This is a genomic window from Paenibacillus allorhizosphaerae, from assembly GCF_042659105.1.
In the GTDB taxonomy this organism is placed as follows: domain Bacteria; phylum Bacillota; class Bacilli; order Paenibacillales; family NBRC-103111; genus Paenibacillus_G; species Paenibacillus_G allorhizosphaerae.
Genome location: NZ_JBHSRV010000002.1, coordinates 476,352 through 501,397, shown reverse-complemented (window position 1 = coordinate 501,397; position 25,046 = coordinate 476,352). Strand labels below are relative to the sequence as shown.

Genomic DNA, 25,046 nt, shown 5'->3' with positions numbered 1-25,046 from the left:
GTTTGTTTTATGTCAATTTGCTGCCATCATCTAATCAAAGCCCAGCACCTTTCGTCCGTACCGACTCTGTAACGCAACGATTCGGACAACCTGCCCTTTCTACCATTATGCCATAAAGTAGACAACGATAGCATGAATGATATAATACAGTAGTATACGATTAAACGCTTACACCTACAGGAGAGTTTTATGCCGCAACTCATCCGTTTGATGTTGACGGCCATCTTGACGATGGTCCTTCTGACGATACAATCGTCCGAATTCGAATTGCTTATGAATGAACCTACGCTGCCCGTCATTGTGCCGAAACCACCTACCTGGACGGAGGAGGAGCTCAACAAGCGGCAGCCGAACATTATCGTCGTGCTCAGCGAGTCGTTCTGGGACATTACCCGGCTGCCCGGTCTAAAATTCAGCCGCGATCCGGCGCCGTTTTTCCATTCTTTGCAGGAACAGTATACGCATGGCACCATGCTGTCCCCCCAGTTTGGAGGAGGCACGGCCAATGTCGAATTTGAAGTGCTGACCGGACATTCCATGCGCTTTTTCCGCGAATGGGCGATTGTTTACGATAAATACATCCACCAGCCGACGGCCTCGCTCTCGAGCATTTTGGCAAGCCAAGGCTACCGTACGACGGCGATCAGCCCGGTTGAACATTGGTACGCCAATTCGTCGCAGGTGTACAAGTACCTCGGGTTTTCGCGCTTTATAAGCCAGGAATATTTTAACCCTGATGATTATGTCGGTCCGTACTTGGGCGACCATTCGGTAGCAAGACGGATTATTGAAGAAAGTCAGCGAAACGAAGGGCCGGATTTCATCTACGCGGACACGATGGAAAATCATTACCATTATTGGCCGGGGAAATTCAAGCGTAACACGATCACCGTTCAAGGAAACGTATCGGATACGACGATCGGCATTGCAGAAACGTATGCCCAAGGGATGTCGGGCGCCGACCGCATGCTTCAGGAGCTTGTGACGTATTACAATCAATCGAAAGAGCCGACGATCATCGTATTTTTCGGAGATCATCTGCCCTCTCTCGAACAATATTTCGTATACGAAGACACGAAGTACATCACAGGCGAAGACGATCCGGAGTTTTTGGAAAAAATGTACCATGTACCCGTGCTCGTGTGGAACAACTATTTGCCGCCCGAAGCGAAGGATGAACTGCATATCAGCCCCTCGTTTCTCAGCCCTTATATTTTACATACCGCACAGCTCAAGGGCAGCGATTATACGGACTACTTGTATCAGCTGTCGCAAAAAATGCCGATCATACCGCCGGAGGACCATTATGAAGCGATGCAGATCGACAAACGGCTCGTGGACGAGTACGAGGCGCGGCAAACGCATATTATGGAGGCTGAACGAACGGCACCGCCACCGCCGGAGTCCGAATATATTCTCGGCTACGGCGATCCGAGAATCGACAAAATTTCGCCCGACACGGTGCCCGTACCCGTACGCGGCGGCGCTTTCGGCAAGACGCTGCTGAACATCAGCGGCGGACGTTTCGGACAAGGCAGCACCGCATTCATAAACGGCAAGCCTTATGAGACCCAGTGGCAAAGCGAAGGCACGCTGGTCGTGTCGCTGCCGAAAGAATCAATTGCCGCTCCCGGAAGTCTGGATATCCAAGTGAAAGTGCTTGATTCGAATAAGAAGGTACTAGGACAATCGCGGATCGTCAAAGTGCCTGTAACCGATAAGCCTCCGGGCAGCTGAAACGGACGGAAACAAAAAAACGATCATACGGCAGCAGTGCTGCCGCCATGATCGTTTTTTTGTTGAAGGCTGTCGAGGCGTGCGCTTGCCCGGGAAATAGACGGCTGGCTCCCGCTAGTCTTCTTTGTGCCACAAGCTGCGCAGCTCCTCGTTCGTTTCCAGCAGCTCCTCCAACTTGCCCGCGGCATCCACGCGGCCGTTCTTCAGAACGACGATCCGGTCGGCCCGGGCAAGCGCCGCTTTGCGATGGGAGACGACGAGACAGGTCGTCCCCTGCCGCTGTTCCTCGAGGCGCTCCCACAGCTTCCGCTCGGTGTCGACGTCCAGCGCGCTGGACAAGTCGTCGAACACGAGCAGCTCCGCCTCGCGGACGAACATGCGTGCCGCGGCCGTACGCTGCGCCTGACCGCCGGACAGCTTGACGCCGCGCGGGCCGATGACCGTCTCGAGCCCCTGCGGCAGCCGCTCCAGGTCGGTTTCCAGCACCGCGGCGCGGATCGCTTGCCCGAGGCGATCCGGCTCGGCGCGAAGCCCGAGCAAAATGTTATTCTCCATCGTATCGCTGTACAGCCGCGGAATTTGCGGCGTGTAGGCGCTGCGCGGCGGAATGAAGAAATCGCCGGGCGCGTCGACTCGTACCCCGTTCCAGCGGATGTCTCCCGTCTGCATCGGGAGCAGTCCGAGCAGCGCGCGCACCAGCGTCGTCTTGCCGGAGCCGACACGGCCCGTCACGACCGTGAACGAGCCGCGCGGCAGCTCCAGCTGGACGTCCTCGACGCCGCGGCCGGTTTCCGGATAGCGGTACGTCAATCCGCGCACCTCGAGCCGGTCAAGCAGGTCCTCTCCGCGCATTGAAGGTGCGGCCGGCTCCGGGGGCGCCCCGCGCAGGTGCAGCGGGTGATACTCCGTCAGTTTCTCCGGAGAAGCGCCTTGCAGCAGCTGCTGCAGCCGATCTTTCGCCACGGTGGACTGTTTGAAGTAAGTTAGAAATTTTCCAAAATTTTGGATAAATTGGGTGACGAAGGTTAAATAATAAACGAATAGGGCAAAGTCGCCTACGGTAAAACTGCCGTTTCGCATCGAATTCGCGGCCAACAGCAGGATGAGCCCTGTCCCGATATTGACTGCATTCGAGAAGATCGAGTCAAGCACGGAATTCACCAGCTTGTCTTTTAGCATCGCTTCCCGTCGTTGGTCGTTCAATGCCTTGAAGCGGCCGATCACCCGATCTTCCGCACCGGCTACCTGGATCGACTGCACGGTGCTGAACATTTCGCTGATCGCGCCGGTCACTTGACTCGTCGCCTCGCGGCTTGCCGCGCGGTATTTTTGCAGCAGCGTCGTAGACAGCTGCGCAATCGTAACGACGACGACGAGCGGCAAGAACACCCACAGCGTCAACTCCGCATTGATCCGCACCAGAATGAAGCAGGAGACGGCGGCGAATATCGTCATGCCGAAGGCGTCCACCGACCAGCTGACCGTTTCTTCCACCTGATCGACGTCGTCGCGGAACGAGGAGATTGCTTCCCCGGGCGAATACGGAATCGCTTTGGCCCCAGGTTCCTTGAGCACATGACTCAGCATGTTCCTCCGCAGCAGCCCCCCGATGCGGAACCGGAACTGAACGTCGGTAATGAACCCGAAAAAGATCAGCGCGGAGCGAGCGATAGCCGCCCCGATCAATAGCGCGATCAGAGCGCCTACGCCCAGGCCGTAAGCCGAATGCCCCGTCAGCAGGTCGAAAAACTGCTTCGTCAACAGCCCCGGCAAGATCGGCGCCAAATAAATCAACGTCCAGGCGAACGCATTGAGCCAATAACGCCCGGCCCGGTAGCAGGTCAGCTTCCATAAGAATGAGAACGTCGTCATACCAGCATTTCCTCCATTCCGACCTGAAGCATTCGGCTGTACCTTGATCTGGCATCCGCTCCGAGGAGCACCCGTTCCCCGTACTCGGCGATCCGCCCGTTGTCGAGAATCAAAATGCGATCCGCCCGCTGTATTGTAGCTAGCCGGTGAGCGATAATGATGCAGGTGCGATCTTGCAGCAGCCGGCTGATCGCCAGTTCAATGCGCTGCTCCGTTGCCGGGTCGAGACGCGAAGACGCTTCGTCGAGAATGACAAGGCCCGGATCGGACAAAAACACCCTCGCGAACGATAGCAGCTGTGCTTCGCCCGCAGACAAACCTCCGCCGCCCGATTCCAGCATCGTCTCCAAACCGTTCGGCAGCGTGCCGACCCAGCGCTCCAGCCCAAGCTCCGATAGCACTTGCATGATTTGCTTTTCGCTGACCATGTCGTCAAAAAACGTCAGGTTGTCGCGCACCGTCCCTTGGAAAATCTCGATGTTCTGCGTAACCATGCCGACGCGGCTGCGCAGCTCGTGCAGCTTCGCGTCGCGCAGTTCCGTGCCGCCGAGCCGGATGCTGCCTTCCTGCGGATCATAGAAGCGCAGCAGCAGCCGGGCGAGCGTCGTTTTGCCGCTGCCGGTACGTCCAAGCAGGCCAAGCACCTGCCCCGGTTCCAGGCGAAAGCTGATATCTTCCAGCGTAGAGCTTATATCGTCATACCCGAAGCGAACGCCTTCAAATTGAACCGTCAGCGCTCCCTTCGGAATGGGCGTGCCGGGGCCGTCCTTGATTTCCGATTCCGTCTGCAGCAGTTCTCGCACCCGGACAATGCTGGCGTCCGCTTTCTGCAAATCTTCCATCTGCGTGCGGATTTTTTCAATCGGTTTGGCCATCAGCTCCGTGTAATAAAAGATCATGTACACCGTTCCAATGGTTATCAATCCTTTGTGCCACAAATAGAAACTGAGCGCAATCGCGACTGCGTTTCCGATCGCAAACACAACCAGCGTCGTAATCCACATCGAAGCCCAGCCCAGAAAAGCGCGCACCCGCAGCGGCAGCCATTCTCTCAGCAGCCGGTGAAACCGATGCATGACATAACCGGTTGCACCGTTCGACCGCGTGTCCTCCGTGCCTTCCAAATGCTCGCCGAGAAAACCGTAGAACGTCGCGCTGATCTGCCTTAGCTTCCCCCAATGGGGAACGGCAAACTGGCGAACGTATTGGATAGCGTACATCGCGAATACGACAAACAGCAGCATGCCTGTTCCGATCAGCCAATTTTCACGGAACAGCAGCACCAGCATCCCTACTACCAGCAGCAGGTTGCTGAGCAGCGTAATGACGAAATTGGAGAAAAAGTTGGCCAGGTTGTTAATATCGCCGTCCACCCGTTCGATAATGACGCCGGACGTTTGCGATTTGTGAAAACCCATATCCAGCTTCATGCAATGTGCCGCTACATCCCCGCGCAGCTGGTTGGTGGCGATCCAGCCGACATTCTCGCCGATGTACGCCGCTACCACGGAGACGACCTGCTGCAGCAGCGTCACCCCGATAAACAAACCGGCGGCATACAGCAGCGGCGAGGCGCTTTCCTGTGATTGCGCCGTGTCGATGAAATACCGGATGATCTGCGGATTTACAAGCTGCATTCCGATGCCGACGAGCAGCAAAATGCTGAGCGTGACGATACTCGCCCGCTGCGTCTTTAAGTAGCGCCTTAGCAGAACAGTATATTCGCGAATCGGTATTTTTCTTTTTTGCGCAGTGTTGCTCACGGTACCGATCCCCCCATGTTATGAACAATAACAATGTCAATAACCATAATTTCAGAAACAACATGGATCTATTATCACGGTTCATAAAAATGAAAGCAAGCTAATTTCATACCAAGCTTAACGTTCCGTCCTTCTTTTATTCCGCGGCTAGTTGGGAGGGATCTTATCACCCGCCCCGTTCACTTATCGCTATCCCTCTGCTCCTCATTTATATGAAGCATATGCCGGAGTAAAGAATAAACTCGAAGACGTGAAGTTGCTCGAACCGTAAAATGACTCGTGAAAAACCTCCGAATCCGCGCTTCAAAGCGGGCTCGGAGGTTTGGTTTTCATGCACGACCGGACCGGTGTCATCGGCGGACCGTCGATACCGTCTCGTACGTATCCTTGTTCACTGCCGTAACGAACGGACTCGCTTCTCCGAGCGAGTACAAGCGCAGCGTATGCATGGCCCGCGTACATGCGGTATAGAACAGCTTGCGCACATCTTCCGTCCGGTATTGCTCGTTCGAAGCGTTGTAGATGACAACGGCATCGAACTCCACCCCTTTGGCGAGGTAAGCCGGTATGACGAGCGTCCCTTTCTCGAAAGACGGCGAACTCTTGGTAATAAGCCCAAGCGGCAGTCTGTCTTTCAGCGCATCGTAGACTTCCGCGCTTTCGCCAGCGGTTTTGCAAATGAGTGCAACGGACTCGTATCCATCAGCGTACAGCGCTTCGATATCCCGAACGATTGCGTCATGCAGGTCATCCCGGCTCCCGGTCAGCGTCAGTACCGGCTTCTCTCCGCTCCGGTTGAACGGCTCGATGGCGTCTCCGCCCGGCACCATGCCGCGGGTGAACCGGACGATTTCCTGCGTCGACCGGTAGCTGCGCGTCAAGCGAATCACTTCGGTTTGATCGGCCCCGTAGAGCTCCGTCAGCGGATCGATTTCATGCAGTACGGAAGCATGGACGTAGATCGCCTGATTCAAATCGCCGAGCGCCGTCATTCTCGCCTGAGGAAACAGCCGCTTCAAAAATTCGAGTTGGAACGGGGAGTAGTCTTGCGCTTCGTCTACCAGAACGTGACGTACGGATGTATTCGTCTCGAAGCCGAGCAGCAGCTCCCGCAAATACAAGTACGGCGTCGCGTCCTCGTAAGGCAGCTCCAACCGATCCAGTCGCTCCAGCGTTTGCTCGCAAACGAGCGGCCATGCCTGCGGCAGTTCCTCCCCGCCCTGCAAACCCGCGATCCGATCCGGGTTTTCGAACAATTTCCGGTACAATCCGAGTACATCGACATACCGAAGCCGTTTGATGCGCTGACGAACCAGCTTAAGCTTTTCGTTTACGACCATTCGCGCGAGCAGCTCCCGCTCCTTGTCGAAATCGTCGAAAGTAAAGTCTCTCCCTCGCTTACTGCGGCGCAGCTTGCTGTAAGCCCGGTGATAATCTTCGTTGCTCAGCAGCTCGATCTCATCTTCCACCCAATGCTTCTGCCATTCCGCCTCTTCGAACTCGGCGATTTTCTCCAACAGCCACTCGCGCATGAGCACGATGCGGTTCGTAAGCCGAATCGACGGATCATACTCGTAGAACCGCTCAAGCAATTGTTCGGCGGATACGATGTCTTCTCCTCGGAAGCGAATAGCCTTGAACAGCATGCCTTCGTGCTCCAACCGTTCTTTGTAGGCACGAATCGCCTGCAAATAACCGAATGACGATTTGTAGCGAATCCCGCTCACTCTCGCCGCTTGATTCAGGTCGTCCGCTCCCGTAAGCAGCGATTCGAGCTGCGCGAACGGGTCCTCGATCTGAAATTGCTTACCGAGTCGGTGCTCCAAGTATTCCTGAAAAGTCGTTTGCTGCATGTTTTCTTCCCCAAGCTCGGGAAGAACCGTGGAGACGTAGCTGTTGAACAGCGGGTTCGGCGAGAACAGCACCATCTGATCGGCCTTTAATTGTTCCCTGTGCTTGTAGAGCAGGTAGGCGACCCGCTGCAATGCAGCCGATGTCTTTCCGCTCCCGGCGGCGCCTTGCACGATTAGCATGCGGCTGCGGTCGTTGCGGATGATCCGGTTTTGTTCCTTCTGGATCGTCGCCACAATCGTCCGCATTTGCGAATCGGAAGTGCGGCTGAGCACCTGCTTCAGCAGCTCATCACCGATCGTCACGCCGGTATCGAACATCAGCTTCAATTCGCCGTTTTGGACGGCATACTGCCGCTTCAACAACATCTCGCCGGTTATCTCTCCGTGAGGCGTTGCGTAAGCCGCCGGACCGGGCGGGTAGTCGTAATAAAGACTGGAGATCGGCGCGCGCCAGTCATAGATCAAGTACGTTTCGCCGTCATCATCGGCAAACGAAGCGATGCCCAAATAAATTTGCTCAGGCCGCCGCATGCCAGTTTCGGTGAAATCGATTCTGCCGAAGTATGGAGAGACGGCAAGCCGCTTCAGCTTGCGCAGCGTTTCAGCGGCGTGACGGTAGCTTCGCTCCCGTTCGGACAACACCTCGACCTGCTGCTTCATGCTGAAATACGTCTCGGTTATATCTTCCGCCGTGCTGAGGTTGACCGTCACCTCATCCCAAAAATGTTTGCGGATATCGACGACTTCCGCTTTCGATGTTCCGATCTCGCTTTCCAGCCGTTCGATGCGATCCTTGATTTTTCCGGTTACCGAATGTACCCGTTCCTGCTCTGCTTTCCAATCTTGTTCCGTAATACTCATCCTATCGCTCCTCTTCAAATGATGTGACGATCCACAACCGAATTTCACGTTTGACAATGAGGGTTGATGGTGCTATAATTATTGTAGGAAGATACTGCAAAGATAGTTTTAATGCGATGCAGACACCAAAACATATTGTACCACCGGAAGCTGCCGAAATCAACGGGGCTTTTTTTATTTGCCTAAGCAGTCGGAACAAAAAACGGAGGATTCCCTCCGTTTTCTGATGGCTATAATTGCTTCCTCATCCGTACATGCCATATGCCGGCATCCAAGAACGGTTCACTCGAGATCGTCTCGTAGCCCAGCTTCCGATAAAAGGCTTCCGCCTGCGTCTGAGCATCCAATATGACGGCCGGTACGCCGCCTTCCCGAATATCCGCTTCCATCGCATCGATGATGATCCGCCCGATCCCCTTGCCGCGATACGACTTCAGCACGGCAATCCGCTGCAGTTTTGCCGTCAACCCGTCGTACATCCGCCAACGCGCGGCAGCGATCGTCTCTCCGAGATCATTGCGTACAACAAAATGCCGGCATGCCTGCGGCGAAGCGTCAAACTCGTCCATTTCGAGGTCGCGGGGAACGTTCTGCTCCTCCACGAACACCGCGATTCGGACGGATAAACCTTCCTGCAGCTGCTCATCCGTCTTGACCTTGATGATTTCCACTACCAAAGCAGCTCCTTTATCGTCGATTATATTGTCATCTTTTCGCCCGGCGAAAGCGATCGGCCGCCAATACCTTTTTCCGCCAACCGGCTTATAAACTGCTCTCCGTTTTGCGCAATCGGCGGGAAGGTGTTGAAGTGAAGAGGGACGACCTTCTTCGCACCGAACCATTCGGCAGCGGTAACCGCATCTTCCGGCCCCATCGTGAACAAGTCGCCGATCGGCAAGAAGGCGAGATCGACCTGATTGCGTTCCCCGATCATCTTCATGTCGGAGAATAACGCTGTATCGCCGCTGTGCAATATCGTCATCCCGTCCCACTTGATAATAAATCCGGCAGGCATTCCGGCATATACGATTTTACCTTCCTGGTCCACAATGACGCTGGAGGAATGGAACGCTTGAATCATTTGCACTTCGGCAAACCCAAGGGAAACTTTGCCTCCGAGATTCATTCCGAGCGCTTTGGCCCCCTGCCAGCCCATATACGTAGCGAGCTCATGAATCGCTACGATGGTAGCGTCATTGTTCCTCGCAATCGGGAGCGCGTCGAGCGTATGATCCGTATGCCCGTGTGTCAGCAGCACGTACTCCACTTTGATATCCTGCGGTTTGGTTACAGCCAGCCCGTTCCCGGATATAAACGGATCGATAATCAGCGAATGTCCGCCATGGGTTAGTTGCACGCAGGAATGTCCGTGATACCAAATTTCCAATTCAAATCCCTCGCTTTCCAAAATGATCACAATACTATGTTTGCGCAAGCAGCTTAATACCATTGTACTATCCGAATGCGCCAAACTCCAAATTTCGCCGATTCAATCGTTGGCGAATCTCATGTTACATACGGACCTGGCTGTCATCCGGCAAAAGCTTTGCGGAACGCCTCCATGACCCGCTCTTTATTGAAAGGCTTGACGATAAAATCGCTTGCCCCCATATTTACGGCCTGAATCAGCAGCGCCTGCTGTCCCATCGCCGACACCATAATAATTTTTGCGGAAGGGTCCATTGTACGAAGCTTGCCAAGCGCAGTGATTCCGTCCATCTCCGGCATCGTGATATCCAGCGTCACCAAATCCGGTTTGTGTCGTTCATATAATGTCAGCGCTTCCAGACCATTGCTTCCTTCCGCAACGGTTTCGTATCCGAGCTCTTGGATCACGTTTTTCAGCATCATTCTCATAAACAATGAATCGTCGACGATTAATATTTTTTTCACGTGTTCCGAGCTCCCCCCCACTAAACGTAGAAAAGCCCCCCCAATTGCAAAAGGGAGGCCTGTTATCTCTTATATCCTCATGTCCTTCGGCAGCTGGCTGACATTGTTTACACGTTAGTCCCTTTAGCTTTGCGTCCTTGGCTTTCACCAAGTTTGCTTTTATGTACCGACAAAAGTATTTTCCAGTTGTATTATAGCATCCCTTCTAGAAAATACAAGTAAAATGATAGATTAACCCATTCATTGCTCCCTAATACTGGTATAATGAGTTTATACTGTACGTCAACAACCATCGGAGGGATGATCATAATGAAGGAAATCAGGTGGGGGATTATCGGGTGCGGGAACGTGACGGAAGTCAAAAGCGGCCCCGCTTTCCAAAAAGCGGAAGGATCGCGGCTTATCGCTGTCATGAGACGGGACGGCGCGCTTGCGGAAGATTACGCCAAACGGCACGGTGTTCCAAAATGGTACGACCGGGCCGAGGCGCTTATTACCGATCCCGAGGTCGACGCCGTCTACGTGGCGACGCCGCCGGCCTTCCATAAAAATTATGCGATCGAAGCGGCAAAAGCGGGCAAGCCGGTCTACGTGGAAAAACCGATGGCGATGAACGCCGCCGAATGCGAGGACATGATCGCTGCTTGCCGTGAAGCAGGCGTACCGCTCTTCATCGCCTATTACCGTCGCGCGCTGCCGCGGTTCCTCAAGGTGAAACAGTGGCTCGACGACGGCGCGATCGGCGAGGTACGCACCGTCATCACCACGCATCTGGCGAAGCCGAGCGCCCATGACTTGAGCGGAAGCTCCACGGCATGGCGGATTAAACCGGAGTTGTCCGGCGGCGGGTACTTCTACGATCTTGCCAGCCATACGCTGGATCTGCTCGATTTCTTGCTGGGACCGATTGAGCGGGCCCATGGCTCGGCCTCGAATCAAGCCGGGCTGTACGAGGCGGAAGATATCGTTACCGGCAGCTACACGTTTGCTTCAGGTGCCCACGGTACCGGAACCTGGTGTTTCACCACCGGTTCTCGGGTAGATCGCAACGAAATCGTCGGCAGCAAAGGCCGGATCGTCTTCTCCACCTTCGGGGAAACGCCGATCCGGCTCATCCGCGAGCAAGGAGAAGAGGAGTGCGTCATTGAGCATCCGGCCCATATTCAACAGCCGCTCATTCAATCGATCGTGGGTCAACTGCTCGGCAAGAGCTTTTGCCCTAGCACAGGCGAAACCGCGATGCGAACGAGCCGCGTCATGGACGCCTTAACGGGCGGCCGCAACTTGTAATGGAATACGGGGAGGCAGCAAGACGATGCAGCCGCCTCCTGGTGAAAAAGCTGCCGGGCCCCCGGCAGCTTTTTCGCTATTGCTATGCTATACAGCCGTATCCGCTTGCCCGGCTTTCGGTTTGGCCATGCCGCGCTGCGCGGTTACGAGCTTGTAATAAATTCCTTTCTGCTCCATCAGTTCTTGATGGCTTCCGATTTCCGCCAATCGCCCTTTATCCAGCACGACTAGCCGATCGGCGTTACGCAGCGTCGTTAGCCGGTGGGCAATGGCCAGCGTCGTACGATTTTGGGTCACCCGCTTGAGCGCTTCCTGAATCGCCGTCTCCGTCTCGATATCCAGCGACGCCGTCGCTTCATCCAGGATCAGGATGCGCGGGTTGTTCAGCACCGCTCTGGCGATGGCCAGCCGCTGCCGCTCGCCGCCGGAGATGTTGTTCCCGTTCTCCTCCAGCTTGGTGTCGTAACCGTCCGGACAGCGGATGATAAAGTCATGGGCGTTGGCGATTTTGGCCGCTTCAATGACCTCCTCGAACGTGGCATCCGGCTTGGAATACCGGATGTTGTCGGCGATCGTCCCGCTGAACAGAAACGTTTCCTGCAGCACGACGCCGATTTGTGACCGCAGCTCCTCCTGCTTGATATCCCGGATATCGATGCCGTCTATGCGAATGCTGCCTTCGGTCACATCGTACAAGCGGGAAACGAGATTGATCAGCGTCGATTTGCCTGAACCGGAATGGCCGACAAGCCCGATCATCTCCCCCTGCTTTACATCAAATTCGATTTTTTTGAGCACCGGCTCGTATGACTTGTAGCCGAACGTAACGTCATGGAACGAAATGGAGCCCTGAATCGAATGCTTCTTGGAATGATGCTTGTCATACACTTCCGGCTGTTCGTCGATGACGGAAAATACGCGGTCGATGGAGATGACGGCGTTGGCTACCCATCTCGGCATGAACATGAGCCAGGCGATCGGGCCGAAAATCATCGATGCGTACATCGTAAACTGGACAAGCTCCCCCAGCGTCATTTCCTTGCCGATAATCATGCTGCAGCCGATCATGAGCACGAGATATTGTCCCATTTGAATCAAGTAGTTCGTGACCGGCGATAAAATGCTGAACAGCTTTTCGCTTTTGATCGAAGCGTCGGCAAAATCACGGTTGAACTTAATGAACCTTCTTATTTCCCGCTGCTCCTTGCCGAACGCCTTCACCACGCGAATTCCGCTCAGCACGTCATGCAAAAACGAGCTCGCTTTGTCATATACGCGCCATTGCAAATGAAACAGCTTCCACAACACGTGCTTCCAAATGTAAACATGCAAGTAGGCGACAATCGGAGCCGGAAGCAGCACGACGCAAGCGAGACGCCAATCCGCATGAAACAGCAAACTCGCTGCGGAGACAAGCACGATCATTTGATAAATCGCGGTCGTGCACAGCTCTTGAATCAACTGCCGGATTCGTTCCGTATCCGACGAAATGCGGTTCATCATGTCTCCGGCCCGCTGCGACGTTAAAAATCCGAGCGACAGCTGCTGCAGCTTGTCGTACACCATTTGTCGCAAATCGGCGGCGATCGACGAGCTGACGCCCGCCATAATCCGGCCTCTGGCGATGCCGAGCAATTCGCCGAAGAGCAGCACGGATAACATCCCGCCCAGCGCAAAGAAGAACATCTCTACGCTAGCGCTCTGACCTTCGGGCGGCTGCAGCGCGGAGTTGACCATCACCTTCTGGAAATACGGGCCAAGCATCGCGAGACCGGCGGAGACGAGCAGGACGGCAACCCCGAGCCCGAGCTTTTTCCAGTGGGCCTTGGAGACGAGCAGCAGCCGTTTTAAAGCCGCCGCCTTGTTCATGCACTTCGGGCAAACGCGCGTGCCGGAAATGTACGGGCCGCCGCAATTGGTGCAGATGGCTTCCTCTTCGTTGTTGTAAATTTTCACCGGGCTGTTCTCGGCCTTATCGTTCAATATTTTGGCCATGTAGCCATAGCGGGCCGCATGCTGCATCGTCACTCTGGCGACGATCCGCTTCGAGCCGTTCTCCGTCGCTTCCAGAACGGCATTGCCGATGAGCGGCACGATTTTGTAATCTCTCGCTTCCGCAATCACACCGCTGTCCAGCGTCTCGCCATATTCGATGCTAGCCCACTTTTCGTGTCCAATGACGAAATAGCCTTGCGTCCTCATGCCGCCTAACGTCAGATCGGCAGGCACGCAGTATTCGATATGCTCTCCGACGGCATGCTGCGCTGCGAGTAAATCGCGTTCGGAGAGCGTATAATGTAAATTCATCGAAACCTCCGCTTTCTCCCATGTACTGGCGAACGATTACATGCACATTTCGACCATCCGGTATTCTTTGTCACTGAGCTTCTCCAGATCGGGAATAACGAACCGGTTGCCGTCCACATCCGTAACCAGCAGCCGGTTCTCCCCAACCAGCTTCGCGTTGCTCCCACCGCTTCGCACCGTAAAACGGCAAATGCCCGAGGTCGTCTCCGTTTCCCAGTAGGAGTAGCCGAATTCATCCTTGATCTTGATGACCCTCGTAATTTCCGGTGCGAAATAGCGGACCCGCACCTGCTCCTCAAGCAGCACGGCCACATCGGGCGGGAACTCGTCAAGCGACCGGATCATTCCGATCTCTTTGTTCTCGAACGTCCGGATGGATAAATAAATGCGCTTGTTCGTATGCGGAAAAGAACAGTGCACATAGACGGAATCGGTCTGCACGCCGTCAATCGTTACGTTCAGCATCCGGCCTTCCGTGATGTCAAATTTCGTATTGGCCGGCGTCATATAGCGGATTTGCGCTGCCCCGGCGAGATCCGACTCGTTGTTCCGTTCGCTGCCTTTCTCCGTCCCGACCGGCATCGATTTTTTCTCCGGAGCGTTTTCCGTTTCCGTAACCGCTGTCGTCATGCGATGATCCCCTCTTTCATTTTGAGCGCTTCGTCATGCTTTTTCACGAGCTTGCAGTATTCGCCCTCTTTGCTCATCAGCTCGTCGTGCGTCCCGGCTTCAACCACTTTGCCCTGGTCCATCACCACGAGGTAATCGGCGTTGCGAAGCGTGGACAACCGGTGTGCGATGGCGATGGTCGTTCGGCCTTTGATGAGCGAATCCAGCGCGTCCTGAATTTGCAGCTCCGTCTCCGTGTCAAGCGAGGCGGTCGCTTCGTCGAGAATCAGTATTTTCGGATTGTACAAAATAGCTCGCGCGATCGACAGCCGCTGCTTCTCACCGCCGGACAAATTATGGCCGCCCGTTCCGACAATCGTGTCGTATCCGTCCGGAAGCTTCTCGATGTAATCGTGAGCGTTGGCGATTTTGGCGGCGTAAATAATATCGTCAATCGTACAGTCGGGATTCGCGTAGGCGATATTCTCGGCAATGCTGCCGGAGAATACATACACATCCTGCGAAACGATGCCAATATTTCGCCGCAGCGAGGCGGTCGTCAAATCTTTGACGTTGATGCCGTCGATCCGTATTTCGCCCTCCGTCACGTCGTACAATCGCGAGATCAGGTTGACAAGCGTCGATTTCCCCGCTCCCGAATGTCCTACGACGCCGATCATCTGGCCGGGCCTCGCTTCCATGGATACGCCCTTCAGTATCGCTTTGTTCGGCTCGTAGCCGAAGACGACGTTCGATACGCGAATCTCGCCTCTCAGCTCCTCCAGATGAATTGCGTCGGCTTTTTCCGCTACGTCCGGCACCGTGTCCTGTATTTCGAAAATGCGCTGGGCCGCCGACATGCAGCGCGACCACCAGTTGACGATATTGTTCATAAACTGAATCGGACCGTACAGCATGTGCATATAGCCGACGAACGTCATCACCTGTCCGAATGAAAATTGGCCTTTCATGACCATCCAGCCGCCGAAAGCCCAGATCAGCAGCCCGCCCGTTTGGGTCAGCAGGTTGAGCACCGGGAACACGGTGCCGCCCAGCTTGTTAACCATCTGTTCCGATTCGGAGAAGGAGACGTTCGCTTTATGAAACCGTGCGATTTCCTCCTGCTCTTTGCCGAACGATTTGACGACACGCGTCCCGCGCATCGTATCGCTGATGATCGAATTGAGCGCCGACACCTTCCTGTGCCTTCTCCAGGAAAGCCTCCACAAGCGTGGGAACACTTTCCGGACGATAACGAAGACGAGCGGCATCGGAAGGAAACAGAGCAGCGTCAGCTTCCAGTCCATGACAAGCAGGACGACGGTTATGCCAATAATGTTCATCGCGTTCACGATAAAATAGGACATGCCGTCTACGAAAAAATATTGCAGCTCGGTCGCGTCGTTGTTCACCCGTGTCATGAGCTGGCCCGTCTGCTTGCGCTGGAAAAAGTGAAGAGACAACCGCTGCATGGCGGAAAATACGCTTGTTTTCAGGTCGAAGGAAACGTTGGCTGCCAGCTTCGAAATCATGACCCCGAAAAGGACCCCGAACAACAGCGACAGTGTACGGAACGCAATGATGAGCAAAATGACGAGTCCGATTTTACCTGCGAACGTCCCTTTCCCGCCCAGCGCCTGATCGAACAGTACGGTTCCCTGCAAATACGGGATGACCAGGCCGGTCGCCGAATTAAGCAGCATGAACAAAACGATGAAAAAAATCGAAGTTTTGTAAGCGCCCGAGAACGAGAGCAGCCTAAGGAAAATGGCGTGCTTTTTCAAACATTTCGGGCAAATTTGCCGGCCTTTTTCCGGGTAAATCATGCCGCATTTGGGACAGGATGAGGTTTCCTGCGATTCATCCAGCTCCTGCGGGTCAAGCGCTTCGTTCTTCTTCAGTTTCTTGAATGCGGAAGCCAGCTTCGCCGCCCGGGCCATATGCCCGTTCGTAAAGGCGGCAACGATCCGCTCACCCTCCTTTTCCTTGATCACGATCATCCCGGACGCGACGAGGTTGACGACTGAGATCGCTTCCAGATCACTCAGCTTCATCGTCTCTTTGGACCACGGACCGGTTGGGACCGGGGTGGCGGCCTTTTGTTCCTTCTTCGGCACGAAGAAGCCTTTGTAGTTTTTCTCAAGCGACGGCGGCCGCCCGCTGGAGACGATGACGAGCGCTTCCCGGCCGAGCAGCAAATACGTATCCGCAAAGCTGCCGTCCGTGCTTCGATCGCAGACCATCCAGTAGATCAGTTGTTCCCGATCGAGCCCGTTTTGCTGCAGTACCGCTTCCACTTCCATTGGCAACGTTTTCATCTTTACTCCATTTAGTAAGAAATTGGGATTTTTCCGTGCATATTACCAATAATAATGATTATACCGCCATCTGAAAAGGTAAAAAATGATTGAAAAAACGGAAGAAACCGCATGAATTCTCCAAATACCCTTCGAATGCCCGACGTTTGAAATTGTTTTGCAATCCGACAAGATGCACAGGATGCATTGGCTTGATTTTGATACACCTCCAATTTGTGGATCTTACTCCTAGTATATAGGAACAACCGTTCCCGTTCAAGTCACAATAATAGCGTTTCCATTTATGACTTAAACCTCATGTCTTCTACATGAAGAAAAGGAGAGAAAGATGACGTGCGGTTCTCGTCTCTTTCTCTCCTTCTGTACACTTCAATGTCGAATTAATTATGCCGTTACTTCTCCTTGAGCGGAAACACCATATTCCATGTATTCTTGGCGTCGGAAAATCCCTTGGTTCCGTCGGACACGGCGGCGAACAAATGCGTGGGCTTGCCGTCCTCGCCGAAGAGCAGGAACGGTCTTTCCATATTGCCGAGCGTCGTCGACGTGCCGTCGTCCCATACGATATTGCGGGAGTAAGCATGCGGCTCGTCCGAGACTTCCCATTTCAAACCATCGGCAGAACGCGCGTGAATGCCGCCGTATTTCTCTCCGCAAATATTGCCGTCCATATCTTTCGCGATCAGCTCATAGCCGTCTTTCGTCCTCCAGATGAACGGGTCTTCCAGATGGAACTGCTCCGGCGGGAAAACGGGCTCCTCCTGCAGCACCCGGTAAGGTCCCAAATAATGGTCCGCTGCAGCCGCGCCGATCGTCATTTTCCCGTGCACGTTGCCCTCGTATTTGCGCGCCTTGTATATGAGCAGCACCGATCCGTCCTCCGCCACGCTCGGCGCCGGATTCGACGTAAGGAAGCTGTCGAATCGGCCGGAGCGGGTCGGCAGGACAGGCGCATCCAGACGCGTCCATGGTCCGAACACGCTCGGTGCGGTTGCGACGCCGATTCTTTTGTTTGACCGAGCGACGATGGTTACCGGGTCCTGCAATCCTAGAAAGCTCTCCGTGTCCGGATCGGACAGAGGATGGGTGGAGCCCATATAAAACAGTACGTACGTCCCGTTATGCTTTGTGATGTGCGGGTTATGCGTGCTGCGTCCGTCCCAGTATTCGGCGCCTCTGGCAGGCAGCACGACTTCCTGGAACGCATACGGCCCTTCCGGCGTATCCGAAACCGCCCTCACGACCTCCGAAGCAAATAGCCAGCCCGGATGCATCGGATAACGTTTCGGCCAACGCGATGCGAACATATGATAATTGCCGTCTTCTCCGCGTACGACCGATCCGCACCATACCCAATATCCTTCCATGCGGAAACCGCCTTGCTTCGGAGCTGGTTGAATGTTCCATTTCATAAGATGACAACTCTCCTATTCCATATATCTTGTAGTTTCGTTGCAAGCAAATCATGAGGATTCGACAAGGAAACAACGATTTAAGCTATGTTTTCTTCGTACCGGCAAGTCTATAATCAAACTATACCAAAGAATCGCAAACGGAGGAACCACCTTTGAACCTGCAAGGTAAAGCATATTTCATCGTTCAATCGGCTTTGCTCGCCGCCCTTCTATCCGGATGCAGCGGCGGTGTGAAGCAGACGGGCACGCCGGCAGCCGCGCCTTCCGCATCGGAAGCGTCCAAACCGGAGCCTTCCGGACAGCCGTCTGCCAAATCTTCGGCCGCACCGGCAACGTATATTATGAACGGCGCCGTGCTCAGCGATATTCGCGCCAAGATCGCAGCCGGCAACGCGGCCGAATACAAAGCTGCGCTGGATCAGCTGAAGCGGGAAGCGGATGCGGCACTGAAGACGCCACCCTTCACCGTAACGGCTAAAACATCCGTACCGCTGAGCGGCGATAAGCACGATTATATGAGTATGGCGCCCTATTGGTGGCCCGACCCGGCTAAGGCGGACGGCAAGCCGTACATCCAGAAGGACGGGCAAACGAACCCGGAGCGCGATACCGAAAAATACGACGCCGTCCGGTTCGGCAAAATGGCCGGAACGGTAGAAACGCTCGCGCTCGCTTATTATTTGACGGGCCATGAGCCGTATGCCGTGCAGGCCGGCAAGCTGCTCCGCACCTGGTTCCTCGACTCCGCCACGAAGATGAACCCGAATATGAACTTCGGGCAAAGCGTGCCGGGCCGGGCCGACGGGCGCAAGGAAGGCGTGCTCGATTCGCGGCACTTCCTTGCGACTTCCGACGCCGCCTCGCTGCTGGAAGGCTCGACCGGCTGGTCGAAGCAGGACCAAGACGGCTACCGCAGCTGGCTTTCCCAGTACGTCAGGTGGCTGAAGGAAAACCCGCTCGCGCTGCAGGAGAAGAAAGCGACCAACAACCACAGTACGTGGTATGACGCCATCTTGACCGGCCTCATGCTGCACAGCGGCGACCGCGAAGGCGCCGCCGCTTATTTGAAAGAATCGGTGCCGGGGCGCATCGCCGCGCAGATCGACAAGGACGGCGGACAGCCGGAGGAAATGAAGCGCACGCGTTCGTTCCACTATCCGGTGTTCAATCTGGAGGCGTTCTCGATGCTCGCCCTCTACGGCCAGAAGACCGGCTTCGATCTGTGGAAGTACGAGACGGCCGATGGCAAAAGCATCAAGAAAGCTTTCGATTTTCTTGTCCCGTATTTCAACGGCAAGCCTTGGCCTCATGCGCAAATTAAAGCGGAGAACGAAGCCGATTTCGCCGCCTATCTGCGCGAAGCCGCCATCATCTACAGCGACCGCAGCATGGCCGAAGCGGCGGACAAGACGCTCGGTTCGGCCAAATCGAGCTCCCGCGTCAATTTGATCGCGCCTCAACCGCCGAAGGTCTCGCCCTAACCGCCATGGTTAGGGCTTTATGCCTTGCGGCACGATCGCGACGGCCTCGCTCTTGCCGAGCGTCAAGCTTATGGCGCGCATCCGCACGGGAATGGAGGGTCCGAACGGAGTCAGCCCATCGATGCCGATCCGATACGCTTCCACCGTTTCGCCTTCCGGCCAGTCCGGCGGAAGCTCCCATTCCATCCCGCTGCATCCTTCTTCGCTGAACGCGATGATTTCCGGGTGGCTGTGCTCATGCCATAGCGCCGGAACGAACAAATCGCCTCCACGCCGAATCCATCGGTCTGCCTGACGAATCCATAACCGGTCGCCATCCATTCCGCTGGTCACATCGCTCGAGAACGTAACGACGCCGTCTTTATCCTGCAAGCGTTCCAGCCGGTTGAGGAAATACCAGGGCAGCGTCGTCGTGCAAAATTCCTTCAAAAAACCCTTCAGCTTCTCCGGGTCTTTCTTGATCAAGCCTTGTCCGAGCATGCTCACGCCGAAACGCGCATCCCCGCCTTCTCCGCCGATGTAAACGGAAGCCGGCACCTGCATCAGATCGAGCTGGCCGAAATGCCAGGCGAACGGCTGCAGGCCGATCAGCGGATCTTTTCGGTACCGATGATCGAATTCGGACGTTACGTCAACGCCTTTTTCCATCCAGTAACGGATGATCTTGCACTGCGTTTCGAGCTCCTCGTCCGTCGTAATCCCGTGATACGGACTGATCGGTTCTTCTCCGAAGCCGGGAATGTATTGATGGAACGCGTCAATATGGATCGTGCCAGCTCGGGCGAGCGGCAGCATGTCCGTAAGACGGTCGATGCGCCGCTGCGCATAGCCCGCATTCCATTCAAGCGTATAACTGATCGGATAGCCCCACTTGTATTTGCGCAAGCTGCCGTCGGGATTTTTGGCGAGCAAATCCAGCTTCACATATTCATCCCACACAGGACTGTCTTCTTGTGCGTCAAGCATATTGATATGCAGACTAACGGCGGTGCGGTATTGGAACGCTTCGGACATTAGCCACTTTAGGCTGTCCAGCGCGGTTGCGTCTTCCGCACGCTTGATGCGGGGATTGACAACATCCATTGCCGGATATCCCGTATCGTGCCCGTCATACTGCCAGCCGACCAAGTACACGATTTTCGGAATTCCGCGCGTCAAACGGTCCAGCTTGCGTATAACCTCCAGCGCCTGCTCGCAGGTCAGCCGCTGCTGCCCGCCTTTTTCGCACAGTGTCATTTTCATTGTAAGCGTCTGATGATAGCGGTGTTTAAAAGACAACATCGGCGGCACGCCTTCTTTCTTGTATATTCATCGGCACATCGTGTCTCAGCGGTTCGGCAGCCCGTACAGCTTCCACGGCTTGTGCCCGCCGAAATATCCGCACAGGTGCGGCTGGGCCGGAAGCGGATGCACATCGAATTCTGCCGGCAAAGCGCCATCCGGATACAATACGGCTTCTTCCCCCTGCTGCAGTTCGACCGTCAGCCATCCGCTGCCGTCCATGCGGCATGCGCCCGGCTTGCTGCATGCAACCGGGGCATCCGGCTCCCAATCCGTCCGTAGACGGCAAGGTTCCCCGGCCAAGCTGCGAATCCGAATCCATGCCGTCCGTCCACGCTCCCGTTTGGCGCTGACGAGAAAGCCGCCCTCCGCCCGCAAATCGTGAAACACGACGTCCGCCCATTCCGAAGGAACCGCAGGAAATACGCGGATGCCGTCTCCCCAACTTTGCAGCAGCAGGTCGTGCAGCGACTCCGCGCCGGCCAGCGGCGATTCGATGACCGGCCCTGCTTCCTTATACATCGTATTCGGCTTGAACAAATGCAGCATCGTGCGAATGTACTGCAGCGCTTCATCCCCCAGTCCGATCGCGGCGGCTACGGAAGCCGCGCTCGTAAAGCTAAAGCCGCGAAGGTCGCCTTCTTTGCCTATCCAATGTCGCAGCGTACGGAGGATGAGCGCTCGCTCCTCGTCCGTCTCCCCACTGACGATATGGAGCGGGAATATTGCCTGCAGATGGCTGAAGTGGCGGTGTCCGAATTCGAGCGATTGCCCTTTCCCAAGAAGAAAACCTTCTTCCGGGTCGGTCGGCAGCGGAGTCAGGCGAACCAGCACGTCGTCCCACTTCGAGTGAAGCTCGTCCTGCACTCCCAGCCGTTCGCAGATGCGAATGAGCGTACGGCACCCCCAGGCAAGGAGCGCCAAATCGTAATGGCAATCAGGCACGGTCAGTTGTTTGAAGGAACCGTACTCCGGCGATACGGAAGGCGGCAGATGAAGTTTGCCGTCTTCCCCCTCCTCCAAGATGTGCAAATAAAAGTTCACACTCCGGCGCAGCAACGGATACAACAACTCGCGCAGCAGCTCGTCATCCATCGAATGGCGGTAATGCCGCCACAAATTATGGCATACCCACGTTAAGTTGCCGGTCTCGTCGCCCACTTTGGCTTTCAGGTCGTAGCTGCAGCTCCGTCCAAGCCCGGCGGAATCGTGGCGGTACGCTTCCGGCACGTTGCCGATCAGGTTCGGCATTTGCTCCCGGAAGCTCTTCACCAGTGATTCGCCGATCGACAGCCGCCCGGAAGTGTACACGGGCGAATAACTCATCTGCACGTTCATATTGAACCAGACTCCTGCCCAAGGCGTTGGAGCGAGCCACGGCCCCTGATTGTCGATGATCTTCCCGTCCGAACGGGTCGCCGAAGCCAGCTTATACATCTGGATCCAGTAAAACCCTTCCAGCCTCGTATCCGGCAAGGAGACGAAGCTTTGCGGGTAATAGGCATGCCACCATGCACGGTGAGATTGGACAAGCTCTTGCCAAGGAAGCTTTCCTGCGGTTGCCAAATCTTCCTGCGCCTGCCGCACTTCCGCGTCACCCGCTCCGTTTCTAACGGTAAGCAGGAACTTGCAGGTCAGCGGCGTATCGGGGACAACTTTCCATGCGGTAACACAGCCTTCCCCGGACGGATACCGCTGCACGCCGAAGGACATGCCGTTCGTATCCCATTTGTCCACTGTCGTATCGGGAATGTATTGGTTCAGATTGAACCCGTCCGCATTTTTCAGCACCGGATCGACTTCCGGGTTCGCGTACCAGCGAAGAGCCGCGCCGCGCTCCTCCTCCGTCGTTGTCAGTTCCACGCAAAGCACAGGCCGGGTGCTGTGTACGAAAGCGCGCAGCGACACTTTGCCGACCGTCGTCATAATTTCGGCACGAAGCTCGGCGTTCCACAGGTCGAGACGAAGCGTCGTCGGCTGATACAAATGCCCCACGAGCTCCAAATCCAGCTCGCCGATCGGCACGCGCGGGGGAAACCCGCTGCCGGTCGCTCTCCTCGCCGTTATGTCCGTATGCCCGAGAACGAAGCGAAGCACGTTGCGCTTGGCGCGATGCTCCTCCGCATAAACCATCGCGCCGATTTGCCCGTTGCCGAGAAAAGCCCCCTCGTCCCACGAAATCGGTTTTACGACCCAAGTCATGTCATGCCGGGCCAAAAAGGAACCCCAATCGATTTTATTCGTTATCATAATGTCTCCCTGTTCCTATTATGAAGTTTTGATGCCGTACTTCCGTTTGCGATACTGCGATGGGGACTCCCCTTTGCGTTCATGAAACAGCCTTGAGAAATACGAGGTCGTCAGCCCTACGCTTTCGCTGATTTCGGTTACCGTCATGTTCGTCTGCTCCAAAAATTCCATCGCCTTGAGAAGACGGATTTCCTGCAAATATTGAATCGGGCTCATGCCGATGCGCTGGTTAAACATCTTGATGATGTAATGGGGGTGAAAACCGAAATGCTTGGCCATCTCGCCCAGCGTTACTTTGTCGGAGTAATGTTTGCGAATATACTCCGCCATTGGAAACGAAATGCGATGCTGCTTTTCTCTTTGTTCCGGCATCATGTCCCGTTCCGTTACATCGCCGCCCAGTGCGGTGTGAGCCAGCGACAACAATGTCGTCTTAATCCCCGAGTCGATCCGGTAGCACGTAAGCGGATGGGGACCTTTCTGTTCCTGTTCGGCGACCCGAATCCAATGCTCCAGGGCGTTCAAATCGGCGGAACCGCATGTTCCCGTCGCCGGAATGCCGCGAATGATATTTTCCAGCTCATAATCCTGCAAAGTAAAACAACAAGCGATGACCGAACCGTCAACCGGCAGCGTTATATTGTATGTGAACGGGTTGCCAGGAAGCGCCAAGTAATAGCAGCCCGCAAGAAGCGGGTATGCCTTGCCGCAGCATTCCACGTTACCTTTCCCTTTGTGGGCAACGATCAACAAGAAGCCGTCTCCCCCGTCGAAAGGAGCCATTACGCTCTCTCCCGGGCCTTCTAGTTTACCGATCCAGCCGGTCCTTAGCTGCGCATCTCGGAATACATTTGTTTCGTGAAAACGAATGCCTCTCATCCGTGCGACCCCCTCTTATCGAATAGTCTCCATGCGCCGTGATTGAAACCGTTTTCCGACGAAACCGTCACCTCCTGCGATGGCCGGTCGCAGCCCGTTTTCGTTTCGGCTTCAACGTCCGGATTATACAATTCCCTATGTTCATCTTATACGGTTTCTTCCCGCACGTAATTGCGTTTTTTTATGATCACATGTTGCTTTTTTGCTATAAGGAAATGCAAACAAGGCTGTCATGCGGCAGCCCGGGCATGGATATTTACTTGTTTCCGCTTCTTTTCGGGCACATATCGTTATCCATTCGATACGAAATGTACGCCCTGCACTGACTTCCTGAATTGATCCGGCGATACGCCGACCTGCCGCTTGAATACCCGGCTAAAATGCGAAAGATGCTTGAAACCGACTTTAAAACAAACATCGGTAACGGTAAGTTCGTCGCTTTGAAAAAACAATATTTTCGCTTGATTCACTCTTCTTTTATAAATGTAATCAAATATCGTCATCCCGGTACTGTCGCGAAACACTTTCATCAAATGATACCGGCTAATATGAAGCTCGTCCGCGATGCGATCCAAATCGAGGTCTGTCATATACGCACTTTCGACGAAATCGATAATTTGCTGCGCATAACGTTCCCGATCCGATTTATAACGCGGCCGGCCGCCAATCTCCGCTCGGCACTGCTCATATACAAACATCAGCAAGTCGTAAAACGCCATCAATAACCGGTGGTGAGGTACGATATCGTTCAGGCGATAAAACCGGTCGATTCGTTCCAATATGTTTTCTAAATCAGCTTGCGCATCGGGATTCAATCGGATGTGGTGATTTCTAAGCGTTTCGAAAGGCTGTAAGGGGCTGCATTTTAACAGGGCGGGGCCAAAAATTTCAACGAGGCAAGGGTCAAATGAAAACATAGTGCGGACGTATTCCGACGACCGATCCACCTTGGGGCAATGCTGAGTCATTCCGTTCATGATGATCAGATCGCCTGGCTGCAGCGGGATAACCCGATCCCCGAGCACATAGCTGCAGCTGCCGCTGTGGAAATACAATATTTCGTAGCGCGGATGCGTATGTAGGGTGAAACGGCTGGGAAGCATTCTCCACTTGTAATAATAATCGGTAAAAATGCGATAAGGATGCGATTTCATCAACAAAGAATCACCGACCCTTTCTTATGCCAGGTAGGAATTGCGTCCGTTTCTTCCATTATATAGCGCAGGGGACAGAGGTT

The 25,046-nt window shown here is 54.9% G+C and carries 17 protein-coding genes and 1 riboswitch; of the genes, 3 read left to right on the top strand and 14 right to left on the bottom strand.

Annotation, left to right across the window (positions count from 1 at the left end; all coding sequences use genetic code 11):
- Window positions 1-189 precede the first annotated feature (189 nt).
- Complete coding sequence (locus ACFQI7_RS10800) at window positions 190-1,737, top strand: sulfatase-like hydrolase/transferase (protein ID WP_230414952.1); 1,548 nt, start codon at window positions 190-192, stop codon at window positions 1,735-1,737.
- Between the two features lie 114 nt (window positions 1,738-1,851).
- Here ACFQI7_RS10800 and ACFQI7_RS10795 read toward each other — a convergent pair whose 3' ends face one another.
- From ACFQI7_RS10795 to ACFQI7_RS10770, 6 genes are all read right to left on the bottom strand, one after another.
- Window positions 1,852-3,609 carry an ABC transporter ATP-binding protein gene (locus ACFQI7_RS10795; RefSeq protein WP_218099251.1) on the bottom strand — a complete coding sequence of 586 codons (1,758 nt, stop codon included), beginning with the start codon at window positions 3,607-3,609 and terminating at the stop codon, window positions 1,852-1,854.
- The gene (locus ACFQI7_RS10790; protein ID WP_218099252.1) at window positions 3,606-5,372 is read right to left on the bottom strand and encodes an ABC transporter ATP-binding protein; all 1,767 of its coding nucleotides are present in this window, start codon (window positions 5,370-5,372) and stop codon (window positions 3,606-3,608) included. Before ACFQI7_RS10790 ends, ACFQI7_RS10795 begins: the two co-directional genes overlap by 4 nt.
- A gap of 350 nt (window positions 5,373-5,722) precedes the next feature.
- Window positions 5,723-8,086 carry an RNA polymerase recycling motor HelD gene (helD, locus tag ACFQI7_RS10785; protein WP_218099253.1) on the bottom strand — a complete coding sequence of 788 codons (2,364 nt, stop codon included), beginning with the start codon at window positions 8,084-8,086 and terminating at the stop codon, window positions 5,723-5,725.
- A gap of 230 nt (window positions 8,087-8,316) precedes the next feature.
- Complete coding sequence (locus ACFQI7_RS10780) at window positions 8,317-8,763, bottom strand: GNAT family N-acetyltransferase (protein WP_218099254.1); 447 nt, start codon at window positions 8,761-8,763, stop codon at window positions 8,317-8,319.
- Between the two features lie 20 nt (window positions 8,764-8,783).
- Entirely contained in the window at window positions 8,784-9,473 is a 690-nt protein-coding gene (locus ACFQI7_RS10775; RefSeq protein ID WP_218099255.1) for a metal-dependent hydrolase, read from the bottom strand.
- 143 nt (window positions 9,474-9,616) lie between these two features.
- Entirely contained in the window at window positions 9,617-9,979 is a 363-nt protein-coding gene (locus tag ACFQI7_RS10770; protein WP_218091905.1) for a response regulator, read from the bottom strand.
- An 85-nt stretch (window positions 9,980-10,064) separates the two neighbouring features.
- A riboswitch (cyclic di-GMP riboswitch) is annotated at window positions 10,065-10,147 on the bottom strand.
- Between the two features lie 141 nt (window positions 10,148-10,288).
- Between ACFQI7_RS10770 and ACFQI7_RS10765 the strand changes: the two genes are divergently transcribed.
- On the top strand, window positions 10,289-11,269 hold the full coding sequence (locus tag ACFQI7_RS10765) for a Gfo/Idh/MocA family protein (protein ID WP_218099256.1): 981 nt from the start codon (window positions 10,289-10,291) through the stop codon (window positions 11,267-11,269).
- Window positions 11,270-11,356: 87 nt separating this feature from the next.
- Here the strand turns inward: ACFQI7_RS10765 and ACFQI7_RS10760 are convergent, their stop codons facing one another.
- From ACFQI7_RS10760 to ACFQI7_RS10745, 4 genes are all read right to left on the bottom strand, one after another.
- Window positions 11,357-13,576, bottom strand: coding sequence for an ABC transporter ATP-binding protein (locus ACFQI7_RS10760; protein ID WP_218099257.1), 2,220 nt, complete (start codon window positions 13,574-13,576; stop codon window positions 11,357-11,359).
- A 36-nt stretch (window positions 13,577-13,612) separates the two neighbouring features.
- Entirely contained in the window at window positions 13,613-14,206 is a 594-nt protein-coding gene (locus ACFQI7_RS10755; RefSeq protein WP_230414954.1) for a DUF1854 domain-containing protein, read from the bottom strand.
- Entirely contained in the window at window positions 14,203-16,503 is a 2,301-nt protein-coding gene (locus ACFQI7_RS10750; protein ID WP_218099258.1) for an ABC transporter ATP-binding protein, read from the bottom strand. Before ACFQI7_RS10750 ends, ACFQI7_RS10755 begins: the two co-directional genes overlap by 4 nt.
- A gap of 392 nt (window positions 16,504-16,895) precedes the next feature.
- Complete coding sequence (locus tag ACFQI7_RS10745; protein ID WP_218099259.1) at window positions 16,896-17,915, bottom strand: glycoside hydrolase family protein; 1,020 nt, start codon at window positions 17,913-17,915, stop codon at window positions 16,896-16,898.
- 155 nt (window positions 17,916-18,070) lie between these two features.
- Here ACFQI7_RS10745 and ACFQI7_RS10740 point away from each other — a divergent pair, with 155 nt between their 5' ends.
- Window positions 18,071-19,399, top strand: coding sequence for an alginate lyase family protein (locus tag ACFQI7_RS10740; protein ID WP_218099260.1), 1,329 nt, complete (start codon window positions 18,071-18,073; stop codon window positions 19,397-19,399).
- 9 nt (window positions 19,400-19,408) lie between these two features.
- Here the strand turns inward: ACFQI7_RS10740 and ACFQI7_RS10735 are convergent, their stop codons facing one another.
- From ACFQI7_RS10735 to ACFQI7_RS10720, 4 genes are all read right to left on the bottom strand, one after another.
- On the bottom strand, window positions 19,409-20,680 hold the full coding sequence (locus tag ACFQI7_RS10735) for an endo-alpha-N-acetylgalactosaminidase family protein (RefSeq protein ID WP_218099261.1): 1,272 nt from the start codon (window positions 20,678-20,680) through the stop codon (window positions 19,409-19,411).
- A gap of 45 nt (window positions 20,681-20,725) precedes the next feature.
- A complete protein-coding gene (locus ACFQI7_RS10730) occupies window positions 20,726-22,930 on the bottom strand; it encodes a glycosyl hydrolase family 95 catalytic domain-containing protein (RefSeq protein ID WP_218099262.1) in 2,205 nt (734 codons plus the stop codon).
- An 18-nt stretch (window positions 22,931-22,948) separates the two neighbouring features.
- Window positions 22,949-23,809 carry a helix-turn-helix domain-containing protein gene (locus ACFQI7_RS10725; protein ID WP_218099263.1) on the bottom strand — a complete coding sequence of 287 codons (861 nt, stop codon included), beginning with the start codon at window positions 23,807-23,809 and terminating at the stop codon, window positions 22,949-22,951.
- Window positions 23,810-24,099: 290 nt separating this feature from the next.
- Window positions 24,100-24,963, bottom strand: coding sequence for an AraC family transcriptional regulator (locus tag ACFQI7_RS10720; protein ID WP_218099264.1), 864 nt, complete (start codon window positions 24,961-24,963; stop codon window positions 24,100-24,102).
- Window positions 24,964-25,046: the final 83 nt, after the last annotated feature.

Bases quoted from the DNA above. Each gene is read 5' to 3' on its own strand.
- ACFQI7_RS10755 (WP_230414954.1), bottom strand. From the start codon at position 14,206: ATGACGACAGCGGTTACGGAAACGGAAAACGCTCCGGAGAAAAAATCG.
- ACFQI7_RS10765 (WP_218099256.1), top strand. From the start codon at position 10,289: ATGAAGGAAATCAGGTGGGGGATTATCGGGTGCGGGAACGTGACGGAA.
- ACFQI7_RS10730 (WP_218099262.1), bottom strand. From the start codon at position 22,930: ATGATAACGAATAAAATCGATTGGGGTTCCTTTTTGGCCCGGCATGAC.
- ACFQI7_RS10735 (WP_218099261.1), bottom strand. From the start codon at position 20,680: ATGTTGTCTTTTAAACACCGCTATCATCAGACGCTTACAATGAAAATG.
- ACFQI7_RS10720 (WP_218099264.1), bottom strand. From the start codon at position 24,963: ATGAAATCGCATCCTTATCGCATTTTTACCGATTATTATTACAAGTGG.
- ACFQI7_RS10795 (WP_218099251.1), bottom strand. From the start codon at position 3,609: ATGACGACGTTCTCATTCTTATGGAAGCTGACCTGCTACCGGGCCGGG.
- ACFQI7_RS10760 (WP_218099257.1), bottom strand. From the start codon at position 13,576: ATGAATTTACATTATACGCTCTCCGAACGCGATTTACTCGCAGCGCAG.
- ACFQI7_RS10750 (WP_218099258.1), bottom strand. From the start codon at position 16,503: ATGAAAACGTTGCCAATGGAAGTGGAAGCGGTACTGCAGCAAAACGGG.
- helD (WP_218099253.1), bottom strand. From the start codon at position 8,086: ATGAGTATTACGGAACAAGATTGGAAAGCAGAGCAGGAACGGGTACAT.
- ACFQI7_RS10745 (WP_218099259.1), bottom strand. From the start codon at position 17,915: ATGAAATGGAACATTCAACCAGCTCCGAAGCAAGGCGGTTTCCGCATG.
- ACFQI7_RS10800 (WP_230414952.1), top strand. From the start codon at position 190: ATGCCGCAACTCATCCGTTTGATGTTGACGGCCATCTTGACGATGGTC.
- ACFQI7_RS10725 (WP_218099263.1), bottom strand. From the start codon at position 23,809: ATGAGAGGCATTCGTTTTCACGAAACAAATGTATTCCGAGATGCGCAG.